This is a genomic window from Corynebacterium sp. HMSC076G08 (assembly GCF_001811515.1).
In the GTDB taxonomy this organism is placed as follows: Bacteria; Actinomycetota; Actinomycetes; order Mycobacteriales; family Mycobacteriaceae; genus Corynebacterium; species Corynebacterium hiratae.
Map to the genome: position 1 here is coordinate 16,623 of NZ_KV805081.1, position 13,474 is coordinate 30,096.

Consider the following 13,474-nt stretch of genomic DNA (forward strand, 5'->3'; position numbering starts at 1 on the left):
TAACGCTACAGAACTTGAGTCTGTTCCACTCAACTAGAACTTTTTTAAATCTCTCACCCCCGCCGAATTGAGCGCAGTTCGCTCAAGTCTACGGTGTGCGTCCTTTACCCCAACTTAGGTCATGGGCGGGTAAGCAACGCCACGCTTGGCACTGTTCTTGGCGCTGCTGCTTGGCGGTGTTCGGCGGTGGGGTGGGATTGGCCCGCACTAAAATGCGCCTTCGTCCGAAGGGCGTTCCGCACAAGGCATCTGACAAACGGCATCTTTGGGCCTAAAAACGCCATCTGCAATGCGTAAATGGCGTTTTTAGCCGTAAAAACGCCTTATGACTGATGCCTTTTGTCAGACGTCTTTTGCTGGATGCCTCCAGCATGTCACTGAAGGTACGCAGACGTTGCGCTGTGTGATTTTCTGCGTGACGCGGATTGCTGTGGATTGCCCGTGGTGTCAGTGCGCGGGGCTAGGGGTTAGCTACTGCCGCTTCCTGGGGAAGGCCGTACTTAAACGATGCTAGGACGACGGCCGCCACGGAGTAGTAGAGCGACCACCTCTCGTCGAGGTCGATGTTGCGGAATTCACCCACCGAGGCCAGGTGACACATACCGTCAGCACCGGCCCACAGGATGAAATTCTTGATGTAGACCAGGCGGTCCTCCGGCTCGTGCCCGGCCTCCCGCAGGGCCTCACGGGCAAAACGCATCAGCAGCGCGAAGGACTCGCTCATCTGCGTCTGTTCCTCGCCGTCCTCACTCAGCGGGACCACGGAGCCAGACGCTGCACCGATGCAGGCGCTGTAGCGCTCTGGATGCTCCACCGCGTAATGAAAATAGGCCACCGCCACGCACAGGAGCTTATCGACGGCCGAGGCCCCCTCCGGCAGCCGCTCCAAAAGGTAGAGGATGCCGTCCACGAGTTCACGGTCGGTCTCCTGCTCGACGGTTTCACGTAGAACGAAGTCATTGTCCACCAGAGAGGCGACGAAAACTTCAGAAACACCGAAGTATTCGGCGACGTTCTCGATGGTCACCGACTGCATGCCAACCCACGCCGCCAGCTGGATGGCGCGCTCCACGACGGCTGCGCGGGCCTGCTCCGCGGGAAGCTCTGTCAGATCCTCGATGGCGGTAATGTCCAGGGAAAGGTCCCGGTCCGGCGTGAAGCCGCTCAGCAGTGCGCGGTACTCCTGCATCGGGTGGCGCAGATCGGGAAGCTCCAACGTCTCGGCCGTCATGAACAGCGTTCCGATGAGCGCCTTGCACACCTCGCGCAGGTTGAAGCGCCGCACCACCGAATGCTGGTGCCGCAGCACGCCAAGGACGCTCAAGTGGGCCATGCCGTGGACGGTGGCCCAGCTGGCAACGCTCAACTTTGCCAAGGTCTGGGGGCACACGTCCGGCCCGACCTCAAGCTGTGCATCGTCCGCGATGAGCGCGATGTTGTCATAGATCAGATCCAGCGCGCGGTTGCCCGATCTGTTTCCCTGCAGGAGGGACTGCCACTCATCTTCAAAGACGCAGCCCTTCTGCTCAAACAGGTAGCGAAAAAGCTCCGGTTCGCGCTCGGCGTACTCGTAATAGGCCTCCGTGAAGGTGGTCAGCTTGGTGAAAAGATCGGCGTAGCCAGGAGCGGCGTCGAGCGTCTCCTCCAAAAACTTGACCTTGCGCTCGGAGGCATAGTCCGGGATAGCGGCAACGATCTGCTCACGATCCGAGAATTCCGCGCGAACCTCGGCGGGAGTAACCTCCGCGAGCCTCGCCACCGACTCCACGGTAATTGCCTCATCACCCTGCGCGGCGCCAATGTGAAGAGCAGACTCGAGGATGACCTCACGAGGTGAGTCTTCATAAAGAAAATGCATATGGATTCCTAAGCCTGCGCACACTGAGGGAAAGAAAAAGAGAGGCTGCGAGAGCGCCACGCTGACAGCTTCCTGAATTTTAGCCTTTTTCTTCTCACAAGAGCAATGCAAGCTGAGATTCATTTCGCACTACTACTCAGGACTTGCTTAAAACGAGAAAACCCTCAAGCCATAAGGCTGAGGGTTTTCACGTGCTAGCAGGTCAGCGTCTACTTCGATGAGCCGACGTGACCGATGCCTTCTTTGAAGATGGTGCCGCGCGGCGGCATCATGCCGCTGAACTTGAACACGATATAGATAACTACCGCGATGCCCAGGGAGATCCAGCCGAAGCCGGCGGTAAAACCGTACATCACCGACAGCGGCGCGATGATGGTCCAGGAGATCTCGAAGGGGCCGAAGCCAATGTAGGCCATGCCGTACTCCGACAGTGTGCCGGACTTGAGCTTCGGGTCCACGATCTTGAGGATCGCAATGCCGGTAGCCACCGTAGCCGTGGCCCAGCCCCAGCCGAAGATACCGCGCTCGATCCAGCGCTCGCCGAAGAACTCGGCGGGGAACCACATGAGGAAGAATGCGCAGTAAATGGTGCCCAAGACGAAGAGCAGGAGGAGGGCCTGCCAGTAGGCGGCCACGGCGGCCGGCACAATGGCGGCCACGCCGAAGGCAATGAGGTAGTCGGTTGCCGCACCGGAAACCGAGCTCACCGTGTCCTTATCCAGGTAATCCTTGGCGCCCACCATGTTCATCACGGCGCGGAAGAGCAGGCCCACCACCATCGACATGGCGAACAGCGGAATGGAAACGTTCTCCCAGATGGAGGAGATTCCCTTGTTAATGCCGTAGGCGGTCATCACGGTCAGAGCGATAAAGCCCACGTGCAGGGTGATGGGCTCGATGGCAGACGGGTTCGTGGTAGCACGGCCCAGGGAAGGACGATCCTCCAGGCGCGAGATGTAGCCGCGGCGCAGTTCCTCCGGAAGCTGCTTCGGCACGTGCGAGACCTTGCCCTTGCGAATACCCCAGTTACCGGCGACGATACCGCCGATGATGGCGGCCAGCGTGCCCACGGTGGCGGAAGTAAAGCCCAAGGAGGATGCCGCCTCAGCACCCACACCTTCCAAGGCGCTGCCGACAGCCGCCGCGGTACCGAAACCACCCGTGAAGCCAACGGGCAGCATCATGCCGAACCAGTCCGGGGTGTCGAAGGCCGGCTTGAACAGGAGAAGACCCAAAACAATGAACAGGCCCCACTGGCCGGTGAACATCATGGTGGAGTAGCCCCACATATTGCGGGCACCCTTGCCCATGTTGCCGCCCATCTCCATAGAGTAGGCCATGGAGGCGAAGACTACGGCGATGAGCAGCGAGGTGTAATCACCAAGATTGTCGGAGAAACCGATCCAGCCCAAGACATTAGGGCCTAAGAGCAGGCCGAGTAGACCTGCCGTGATGGGGGCAGGCAAGAGCAAATCCTGAAACACGAACTTGATCTGGTGGCGCAGAACGTTGCCGATAACCATGAGCAAAGAAATCCAGCCCACGTCTGTCATGATTGTGAACGCAGAGAATTCTTCCATGCGAAAACTTCCTTCCATGCCGCCCATGGCGGCGTCCTTGAGACGAGACTCACCCTCTTTCGGGAAATGATCCGTTGATTACACTACAACTCCCTTCCCGCTTTTCCACCCCTGGCATATAACCCTAGGGTGATGTAGCTCTACCCCCAGGGGCTAGGATGGGCGGGCATGAGGGAACTGGGTGAGCACCTACGCAACCACGCGGAAGACTATCGCGATGCAGTACACAGGCACTTTTTCGCCAACGTCGTCGAATCCCGCCAAGTCTTTGCCCTATCGATGAAGGACACGCACCCCTCCATGGCCCCGGCGCTGGCGTGGGTGCTGGAGAATGTGGAGGGCGATGAGGTACAGGGGGACGTCGCTCAGCGCCTGGCACGCATGGGCCGTGATCATCGCCGCCACGGTTTCCCGCCTGAGGTCTATCCGAAATTCGAGGCATCGCTTGTTCACGGGCTGGGGGTTCTGGGGCTCACCCCGTACCAGCACGACGTCGCCACGCGCACCATTTCCCAGGTGTGCTCCATCATGCGCACCGCCGCACAGGAGGCGGACTCGGATGGTGTTCCCCCTGCCCACAGCGCCCAGGTGGCGGCTGTTGACAAGCCGAACCGGCGCACCGCGGTGGTCCGGTTGGAATCGGGCGTGGCGCTGGATTACCGCGCAGGGCAGCACGTTCCGGTGACGTCTCAGCTCACGCCCGGCACCTGGCGTCCGCTGACCCCGGCGGCACCCCCGGAGGACTCAGGACAGCTGACATTCCACCTCGCGCTGGCCGGTGAGGCCTCCTCCATGCTGGCCAAGGCGCAGCCGGGTGATTGGTGGACGCTGGGCGCGCCCGCCGGTGAGCCGCCGCGACTGGATGACACGACGACATTGATTTCCTTCGGTACCGGCTGGGCGGGCGCGCGGGCGCTGCTTCTCGACGGCCTAGCGAACGGCCTTCCCTCCGGCCTCCAGGTCTATGCCGTAGCACCTTCGCCAGGTGAGCACTATGACACAGAATTTCAGGCTAACCTGCAGGCCTTGGTTCCGAAGCTGAAGCTGCGCCACATCGTCCGGGATGGCCAGGACCCTTGGCTGCTCGGCGCGCAGCCAGCTGCCGCAGGCTTCGATCCCGTAGCGGCCAAGGAGCCGATGGCCCCGGTGCTCGCTGAGGGAACCGACCGCCGCTTCGTGCTCATTGGTCCCGCCGACCGCGTCGAGCTAGCGCGCGCGGCCTTGCTCACGGGTGGCGTCGCGGAGGAGGCTATCACCACTGATAGCTGGCAGCGTGGCCACGAGTGGGCGGCCTCCGCTGCGGAGCTCGACGGATGGGGCGATGACTGGGAGGCCTGGGCGGCGTGGAAGAAATCCCAATGGGCCTAAGCGCTTAAGCGTCCAAGACGGGGAGGGACTGGCGGACCTTTGCCACGGTGTCTGGGTCCACCTCGCCATAGAGGATTTCTTGCTCATAGCCGGCTTCAGCAAGACGCGTGCCATCTGGCGCCACGAGAACAGAGTGCCCGATACCAGTCGGCCCGGAGGCCTGCCCAGCCTTGGCCTCGCCGCCGGGGCGCGCCTGGCCAGCCGCCAGGATGTACGTCGTGGAATCGAGAGCCCGCGCTGCGCTGAGCAGGCGCCACTGTTCCAGCTTGCCCGGGCCATCCGCCCAGCTGGTGGGCACGACGATGAGCTGGGCGCCCCGGCGGGCGAGTTCCTTGAACTGCTCGGGGAAGCGGATGTCATAACAGGTGGCCACGCCCACGGTGAGGTCCCCGGCCTCGAAGGTAACGAGTGATTCACCCGGCCGAACGGTATCGGATTCCTTGTACTTGAAGGCATCGTAGGTGTGGATTTTCTCGTAGCCGCTGAGGACTCCGGGCCCCGCGATCAGCGCGACGTTGGCCACGCGGTTGATGGTTTTCTCACCGCGCTCGACGGTGTCCGCCGGGGCGAACATTCCCAGGACCACGTACACGCCGAGTTCTTCCGCTAGGGCGCGCACCGCGGTGGCGGTGGGTCCATCGAGCCCCTCCGCGTTCGTATCGAGGCGCCCGGAGTCGAAGCTTTGGGTGGTAGCTTCCGGCAGGACGATGAGCTGCGCGCCGCTATCCGCGGCTTCCCGGATCTTGTCGAGTGCTACGGCGAGGTTCTTCTCAACGTCCCCGGTGCTGGTCAATTGAACTGCTGCTACCTTCATGCGGCCCACGGTAGACGAGCCCGGACTAGTTATCCACAGATTTCGCGGATTCGGCACTACCCTCCTTTACGGCGGGTGGGCTGCTGACGCAGTCTCGATGCTATGAACCATCTCGCTATTGACCGCGGTGCCCGCCAGCAGATCCGCTCCCTCTTCGACCATTCCTCCCCCACCGCGTTGCCCTCCGTGCGGAAGCCTCCCCGGACCGCACGTGCCTTGGAGATCCTCGGCGCGCGGTGGGAGGAGTCACGAAGGCTCAGCGAGAGTGCGCGGCGAGCACAATTGGAGGAGCTTGACCGCTTCGTGGGTGCAGCCCAGGGTGTCGATGCGGAGCTTTCCTCTTTCTTGGGAGACACCCAATGAGCGCAGCAGCGGCATTGCGCGCGGAGGCTTACCGTTTGGAGGACTATGCCGCTGAGCTTGCCCGATATATCGATGCGTCACACCATCATTGGGTAGCGCTAGCGATTTCTGGGGCGGCCGCGGACGCAGCGCGCGGTACCCTCCACAGCGCCACCGATGCCCTGCTGGGTCCGGCGCAGCAGATGCGCGTGGCGGCACGCATCGTGAGCCTTTATGGGCCGTTGATGGAGCGAGTCGAGCATCTGCGCGTTCGAGCCCTTCGGCTCGCTGCGGTTCCCGCTCTTGCGGAGCCCGCCAGCGCGGTGCTGGGGCACCTCGACACGCTGGCCGATGCCCTCGACTGGGCCTGCGCCCGCCAGCTGAGCGCCTTGTGCACCCCGGAGCTGGGTGAGCCGCCGACCCGCCTGGAGGATTTCAGCGAGCTATCCCTGGCGGAATTGCATGAGGTCCAGCTGACCATGGCCAGCGAGGAGGTCCGCTCCCTGGTTGCAACTAATCCGGACCTCACCGTGCTGGAGGCCAGCCCCGGGCGACTGGTGGTGCTCGTCGACCCAGAGAATATCGGCACGCACGCGGCCCAAGTCAGCACGTTTGTGGGCGGGGTCGGCTCCTCCGAGCCTGGTAGCTGGCCCACCGCAGTGGAGCGCGCCCGCGCCATCGCCCACGCCACGCACGGGCCTGCCGTGGCGTGGATTGGCTATGCAGCCCCCTCCTCGCTGTCCCGCGCGGCACACGAGGAGCCGGCGCGCCGCGGCGCTGCCGAACTCATCCGCTTCCAGCGCGCCCTGCGGCAACGCTTCCCTGGTGCCCAGCACATGTTAATCGGCTACTCCTATGGTTCCGTGGTGGCGGGCAAGGCTGCGCAGCACGACTATGTTGCGGATGACGTCGTACTCGTCGGCAGCCCAGGTGCCTCCGTGGCTAACGCCGCACACTTGCATGGCCGGGTCTGGAGCGCACGCAACGCCGAGGATCCGATCGCCGCCACCACCGGACCGCGCGGCGGCATTCACGGCCCGGATCCTTCCTCCCCTGCCTTCGGCGCCAGCGCGGTGCCGGGCGCAAGTGGGCTGCCGGGCGATCATGGCTCCTATTGGAAAGACCCCGCATTCCTGCGGGGTCTGGGTGTCATCGCCCAACGCTACTAGTAGGCAGCCAATTGGAATTGCTGCCTTTTAGAAGAGGCCGGCATGCTCCTCAGAGTAGGACACCAGCATATTCTTCGTCTCCTGGTAGTGGGACAGCATCATGAGGTGGTTCTCGCGTCCGATGCCTGATTCCTTGTAGCCGCCGAAAGCGCTGTGGGCGGGGTACACGTGGTAGTGATTAACCCACACGCGGCCGGCCTGAATTTCGCGCCCGGCGCGGTAGCAAGTGTTCTGGTGGCGCGACCACACACCGGCGCCGAGGCCAAAGTTGGTGTCGTTGGCAATCTGAATGGCTTCCTCGAAGTCCTTGAACGTAGCCACGGAAAGCACCGGACCGAAGATTTCCTCGCGGAAGATGCGCATGTCATTGGTTCCACGGAAGACGGTCGGCTCGATGTAGTAGCCGTTCTCCAAGCCCTCTACCTTGTTCACGTGGCCACCGATGAGGGTTTCCGCGCCTTCCTTCGGGCCGATCTCGAGGTATTCGGTGATCTTGTCCATCTGCTCCTGGGAGGCCTGCGCGCCCATCATCGTTTCGGTGTCGAGCGGGTGGCCGATCTTGATTTTCTTCACGCGCTCCACGGCCTTCTCCAAGAACTTGTCCGCAATGTCCTCGTGGATCAGCGCACGCGATGGGCAGGTGCAGACCTCGCCCTGGTTGAGAGCGAACATGACGAAGCCCTCGACGCACTTCTCCAGGTAAGCATCATCCTTGTCCATGATGTCCGCGAAGAAGATGGACGGTGACTTGCCGCCGAGCTCCAGGGTGACCGGGATGACCTTGTCCGCAGCGGCCTTGTTAATGATCTTGCCCACCGGGGTGGAGCCGGTGAAGGCAATCTTGGCGATGCGATCCGAGGTGGACAACGCCACGCCCGCTTCCTCACCGACACCATTGACGATGTTGAGCACGCCCTTCGGCAGGAGGTCCTCAATGATCTCAATGAGCAGCAGGATGGAGGCCGGGGTCTGCTCGGCGGGCTTCATCACGATGGTGTTGCCCGCAGCCAGCGCCGGGGCGATCTTCCACGCCGCCATGAGCAGCGGGAAGTTCCACGGGATGATCTGTCCCACAACACCCAGCGGCTCGTGGAAGTGGTAGGCCACGGTGTCCTGGTCAATCTGGGACAGGCGGCCCTCCTGCGCACGGATGGCGCCGGCAAAGTAGCGGAAGTGGTCGACCGCCAGCGGGATGTCGGCGGCGAGGGTCTCGCGAACGGCCTTGCCGTTCTCCCAGGTCTCCGCGACGGCGATCTTCTCCAGGTTCTCCTCAATGCGGTCTGCAATACGGTGCAGCAGAAGCGCGCGCTCTGCCGGAGTGGTCTTGCCGAAGGTCTCGAAAGCCTTTTCCGCGGCGTCAATGGCCAGGTTGATATCCGCCTCCTTGCCGCGGGCAACCTGGCAGAAGACCTCACCGGTAACCGGAGTGATGTTGTCCATGTATTCGCCGTCGACCGGCGGTACCCACTCGCCGCCGATGTAGTTGTCGTAGCGCTCGCGGTAGTTGACGATGGCGTCTGCGGTTCCGGGGTTAGCGTACAAAGTCATGGTCATCGCACCTTTCTCGTTGTCTTAAGGGTTTCCGTTGGGCCTTCACCTGAGGTTCTCGGCCACATTCACCAAGGGATGTGACAGGTCACACAACGTTGGGTGCGAGTGTAGCGCTACTTTCCAACAAACTCACGTTTTCTACAAGGAAAGCTTTTTCTTCTGGATGGTTACCTTTAGAGAAAGTGCCCGCGTTGCCAAAGATCGTGCCCACAATTGCTCTGGACCTTGGATCTTTGGCAACTCGGGCACTTGTTAAGTGGAGAGTACGGAGCCTCAGTCCGACTTGCTCAAAACGAAAAGAACCCCCTCCGCGAAGGAGGGGGACGTGCCTAGCTGTCGCGGCGGCGGTTGCGCCGCGGCGTCCACATCACCACGGAGGTAGAACGAGGAACGTGGACCAGCTCGCCGCGCGAAGGTCGCGCCTGGCTGCGCAGGCGGTCGACCTCCGCCTGCAGCTCATCGCGCTCGGCCGCGAGGCGGTCGCGCTCCGCGGTCAGCTCGATGATGGATTTGATGCCGGCCAGATTCACGCCATCATCTTGCGAGAGCGTCTGAATCTTGCGCAAGAGCTCGATGTCGCTCTCGGAATAGCGGCGCCCACCCCCGGAGGTGCGGGCTGGGGAGACCAGCCCCATCCGGTCATAGGTGCGCAATGTTTGAGCGTGCATGCCGGATAGTTCCGCGGCAACAGAGATGACGTACATCGCCTTGGGCTGAGCCGCATCGGTTCGATTTGTGTCGTCCTTGCTCATCTCACACCTCCTTCTAGCGCGTCACCGTGTTGCCGGCCCAGCCAGCACGCGGATCGAAGCCGGAGTCCTTCTCCGCCTGTGCGTAGCTGCGCAGCGCCGAGGAGGCCGCGGCATCCAGCGTGGAGGGCACGGTGACCTGCACGGTCACCATGAGATCGCCGGCCTTGCCGCCACGTTTGGCCACACCGCGGCCCTTGACGCGCAGCGTGCGCCCGTCGGGCGTTCCCGCCGGTACCTTGACGCGCACGGGCGAATCGAGGGTCGGCACCGTAATGGTGTCACCCAAGGCCAGCTCCGCAAAGGAGACGGGGACGGTGACGTGCAGGTCATCGCCTTCCCGAGTGAAGACCTTGTCGGGCTTCACCGTAACCGCCACGAAGAGATCACCGGACGGGGTGCCGTTCGGCCCCGCTTCGCCCTGGCCAGCCAGGCGCACCTTTTGCCCATCGATGACCCCGGCGGGGATACGTACCGTAATCGAGCGGGTGCGGTGTACCGTTCCGGTGCCAGAGCAATCCGCGCACGGATCCTCCGCGCGCTGGCCAGTGCCCCCACAGTCGGTACACGGCGCCGAGAAACCGAAGGAGCCGCGCTGTTCCGAGGTGAACCCGGTGCCATCACACGTCGAGCACGTCGACAGCTTGCCGGTCTTCGATCCGGAACCGTGGCACGTGGTACAAGGGGCTTCGCCGCTCAACTGCAGCGGGATGGTGGTCCCCTTGGCCGCCTCGCGGAAGTCGAGGGTTATGTGCGTTTCGACGTCGGCCCCCCGCGACGGCCGAGCTGTGTGGCCAGCACCACCGCCGCGGTTGAAAACGCCACCGAAGATATCCCCCAGACCGCCGCCTTGAGACGCTCCTCGAGCGGATCCTCCGAAGATGTCCGAGAGGTCGAAGTCTTGCGCACCCGGTCCACCCATGTGCGTGGATCGAAACCCGCCGGGAAACCCGGCGCCTCCTCTCCGTCCAAAGCCGCCGCCGCGCATCATGGCCTTGAACTCGTCATAGTCCTTGCGGGTAGCTTTATCAGACAGCACATCATAGGCTTCGGCCACCTGCTTGAATTTCTCCGCCGCCGCGGGGTTATCCGGGTTGGCGTCGGGGTGATTCTGGCGGGCCAGCTTGCGGTAGGCGTGCTTAATTTCTTCAGCGGTAGCGGATGAGGAGACCCCCAGATCCGCGTAATAATCCTTGTCTGCCCATTCTGGCTTAGCGTTCACTGGGCATCTCCTCCTTTCAGGAGAATCGTTAATCGGTTGGGTTTAAAGATTTTTTGCTAAGTAAAAATGCTAACTAAGTAGTGAAAAGAACAGTGGCGCCAAGGAATACTCAAACCCTGACGCCACCTATGATGCCTATCCTGCGTTATCCGGGCTGTCCGGACCGTCAGCGGCATCGGCTGACTCGGCGGGGTCGGCGATAATCACCATGGCGGTGCGCACAACGCGCTCGCCCACCGTGTAGCCGCGGCGCAGAACCGTGCCGATGACCTGCTCGTCACCGGTGGACAGGTCCTGAACCGCCTCGTGCACCTCGGGGTCGAAGGCATCGCCCTCGGCGCCGAACGGGGTCAGCTGGTTGTTGGTCAGCACGCCCGTGAGCTTGTCCGCGATGGCCTTGAGCGGGCCCTCGTTGAGGTCACCGTGCTGGCGTGCGAGCTCCAGGTCATCAAGGATAGGCAGGAAGTCTGCCAGGACCTTGGCCTTGGTGGTCTCGATCACGGCCTGGCGGTCGCGCTCAGTGCGGCGGCGGTAGTTGGTGTACTCCGCGTTGAGGCGCTGCAGGTCCTCGGTGCGCTCAGCCAGCTGAGCCTCCAGGGAATTCTCTGCGACGGTGTCCTCACCAGCGGCCGCTTCTTCGGTGATGTCGCGGGCGGCATCCTCAACCGCGGCCTCTGCCTCAGCGGTGCCCGCGGTGGCAGCATCGGCCTGCGCCTCAGCGGCCTCGTCGGTGGCACCGTCGGCAGAAGCAGCCTCGGCGGCGGCAGCCTCCGCAGCCTCAGCGGAGGTTGCCTCAGGGTCGGTGTTGGCCGGGTTGCCCGGGTCCTGAGGGGAGGTCATGGTTTACTTCTCCTTGTTCTCGTCGTCCTCGTCGACAACCTCGGCGTCGACGACGTTCGGGTCACCAGCGGTCTCACCAGCAGCGGCGCCCTCGGCACCTGCCTCAGCAGCCTGTGCCTCGTACAGGACCTTGCCCAGCTCCTGGGACTCGGTGCCGAGCTTCTCGACGGCCGACTTAATCGCCTCAATGTCATCACCCTTGAGGGCTTCGTCGACGGCGTCGGCAGCCTCGGTCACGCGGGTCTTGAGGTCCTCCGGCAGCTTGTCGGCGTTCTCATCCATGAACTTGCGGGTCTGGTAGGAGGTGGATTCCGCCTGGTTGCGGGTCTCCTGCTCCTCGCGGCGCTTCTTGTCCTCCTCGGCGTGAGCCTCGGCATCCTTGACCATGCGGTCGATCTCCTCCTGGGACAGGCCGGAACCATCCTGAATCTTGATGGTGTTCTCCTTGCCGGTGGCCTTGTCCTTAGCAGAGACGGAGACGATGCCGTTGGCGTCGATGTCGAAGGTGACCTCAATCTGCGGTACGCCGCGCGGTGCCGGGGCGATGCCGCCGAGCTCGAAGGAGCCGAGCAGCTTGTTGGCGGAAGCCATCTCGCGCTCGCCCTGGTAGACCTGAATCTGCACGGAAGGCTGGTTGTCATCAGCCGTGGTGAAGGTCTCGGACTTCTTGGTCGGGATGGTGGTGTTGCGCTCGATGAGCTTGGTCATCACGCCACCCTTGGTCTCGATGCCGAGGGAGAGCGGGGTGACGTCGAGAAGCAGCACGTCCTTGACCTCACCGCGCAGCACGCCTGCCTGGAGAGCAGCGCCGACTGCCACGACCTCGTCCGGGTTAACGCCCTTGTTCGGATCCTTGCCGGTCATTTCCTTCACCAGGTCGGACACAGCCGGCATACGGGTGGAGCCACCGACGAGAACCACGTGGTCAACCTGGGACAGGGACAGGCCAGCATCCTTGATGACCTGGTTGAACGGCTCCTTGGTGCGGTCCAGCAGGTCCTGGGTGATCTTCTGGAACTCGGTGCGGGACAGGGTCTCATCCAGGAAGAGCGGGTTCTTCTCCGCGTCCACCGTGATGTACGGCAGGTTGATGTTGGCGGACTGGGAGGAGGACAGCTCAATCTTGGCCTTCTCCGCAGCCTCACGCAGGCGCTGGACGGCGCGCTTATCCTTGGTCAGGTCAACGCCCTGGGAAGCCTTGAACTTATCCACGAGCCAGTCGACGATGCGCTGGTCCCAGTCGTCACCACCGAGCTGGTTGTCACCAGCGGTAGCCATAACCTCAACCACGCCGTCACCGATCTCCAGCAGGGAGACGTCGAAGGTACCGCCACCAAGGTCGAAGACCAGGATGGTCTGCTCCTGCTCGCCCTTCTCCAGGCCGTAGGCCAGTGCAGCGGCGGTCGGCTCGTTAACAATGCGCAGGACGTTGAGGCCTGCAATCTGACCGGCCTCCTTGGTGGCCTGGCGCTGGGAGTCCTCGAAGTAAGCCGGGACGGTAATAACGGCGTCGGTAACGTCCTCACCCAGGTAAGCCTCGGCGTCGCGCTTCAGCTTCATGAGCGTGCGGGCCGAAATCTCCTGCGGGGTGTACTTCTTGTCATCGATGTCGATGGTCCAGTCAGTGCCGATGTGGCGCTTGACGGAGCGGATGGTGCGGTCAACGTTGGTGACCGCCTGGTTCTTCGCGGACTGGCCGACGAGGATTTCGCCGTTCTTAGCGAAAGCCACGACGGACGGGGTGGTGCGGGAACCCTCCGAGTTAGCGATAACGGTGGCCTCGCCACCTTCCAGTACGGATACGACCGAGTTGGTGGTACCGAGGTCAATTCCTACTGCGCGTCCCATAATCTTTTCTCCTTGCTTGTTGGGGTTTGTTCTTAAGTTGATAGTGCGCGACTCAACTTCCGCCGCGTTCAGGGTTGAACTCTAACAGAAGCGGCACCCATTGTCATCCAAACCTGAGCGCCGGTCACTCAAC

Annotated in this window: 11 protein-coding genes; 3 read left to right on the plus strand and 8 right to left on the minus strand. The window is 62.7% G+C overall.

Annotated elements, in window-relative coordinates; genetic code table 11:
- Window positions 1-460: 460 nt before the first annotated feature.
- Window positions 461-1,858 (minus strand): TetR/AcrR family transcriptional regulator, encoded by a 1,398-nt coding sequence (locus tag HMPREF2806_RS10690; RefSeq protein WP_070517684.1) that lies wholly within the window; start codon window positions 1,856-1,858, stop codon window positions 461-463.
- A gap of 209 nt (window positions 1,859-2,067) precedes the next feature.
- Complete coding sequence (locus HMPREF2806_RS10695; RefSeq protein ID WP_070517771.1) at window positions 2,068-3,438, minus strand: sodium/glutamate symporter; 1,371 nt, start codon at window positions 3,436-3,438, stop codon at window positions 2,068-2,070.
- Between the two features lie 168 nt (window positions 3,439-3,606).
- On the opposite strand from HMPREF2806_RS10695, the gene HMPREF2806_RS10700 reads away from it, so the two are divergent.
- Window positions 3,607-4,806: an FAD-binding oxidoreductase gene (locus HMPREF2806_RS10700; RefSeq protein WP_070517685.1), complete on the plus strand. Its 1,200-nt coding sequence runs from the start codon at window positions 3,607-3,609 to the stop codon at window positions 4,804-4,806.
- A 4-nt stretch (window positions 4,807-4,810) separates the two neighbouring features.
- On the opposite strand, the gene HMPREF2806_RS10705 is transcribed toward HMPREF2806_RS10700, so the two are convergent.
- Entirely contained in the window at window positions 4,811-5,620 is an 810-nt protein-coding gene (locus HMPREF2806_RS10705; protein ID WP_070517686.1) for a carbon-nitrogen hydrolase family protein, read from the minus strand.
- A 102-nt stretch (window positions 5,621-5,722) separates the two neighbouring features.
- Here HMPREF2806_RS10705 and HMPREF2806_RS10710 point away from each other — a divergent pair, with 102 nt between their 5' ends.
- Both HMPREF2806_RS10710 and HMPREF2806_RS10715 read left to right on the plus strand, forming a co-directional pair.
- A complete protein-coding gene (locus HMPREF2806_RS10710) occupies window positions 5,723-5,983 on the plus strand; it encodes a hypothetical protein (protein WP_070517687.1) in 261 nt (86 codons plus the stop codon).
- A complete protein-coding gene (locus tag HMPREF2806_RS10715; protein ID WP_070517688.1) occupies window positions 5,980-7,131 on the plus strand; it encodes an alpha/beta hydrolase in 1,152 nt (383 codons plus the stop codon). The genes HMPREF2806_RS10710 and HMPREF2806_RS10715 overlap by 4 nt, the downstream gene beginning before the upstream one ends.
- Window positions 7,132-7,158: 27 nt before the next feature.
- Here the strand turns inward: HMPREF2806_RS10715 and HMPREF2806_RS10720 are convergent, their stop codons facing one another.
- From HMPREF2806_RS10720 to dnaK, 5 genes are all read right to left on the minus strand, one after another.
- Window positions 7,159-8,679: an acetaldehyde dehydrogenase ExaC gene (locus tag HMPREF2806_RS10720; protein WP_070517772.1), complete on the minus strand. Its 1,521-nt coding sequence runs from the start codon at window positions 8,677-8,679 to the stop codon at window positions 7,159-7,161.
- Window positions 8,680-9,011: 332 nt separating this feature from the next.
- On the minus strand, window positions 9,012-9,434 hold the full coding sequence (locus HMPREF2806_RS10725; protein WP_070517689.1) for a heat shock protein transcriptional repressor HspR: 423 nt from the start codon (window positions 9,432-9,434) through the stop codon (window positions 9,012-9,014).
- Window positions 9,435-9,447: 13 nt separating this feature from the next.
- Window positions 9,448-10,653, minus strand: coding sequence for a molecular chaperone DnaJ (dnaJ, locus tag HMPREF2806_RS10730; protein WP_070517690.1), 1,206 nt, complete (start codon window positions 10,651-10,653; stop codon window positions 9,448-9,450).
- 135 nt (window positions 10,654-10,788) lie between these two features.
- Window positions 10,789-11,493, minus strand: a complete 705-nt coding sequence (grpE, locus tag HMPREF2806_RS10735) for a nucleotide exchange factor GrpE (RefSeq protein ID WP_070517691.1) — start codon at window positions 11,491-11,493, stop codon at window positions 10,789-10,791.
- Between the two features lie 3 nt (window positions 11,494-11,496).
- Window positions 11,497-13,341, minus strand: a complete 1,845-nt coding sequence (gene dnaK / locus HMPREF2806_RS10740) for a molecular chaperone DnaK (RefSeq protein WP_049155042.1) — start codon at window positions 13,339-13,341, stop codon at window positions 11,497-11,499.
- Window positions 13,342-13,474 lie beyond the last annotated feature (133 nt).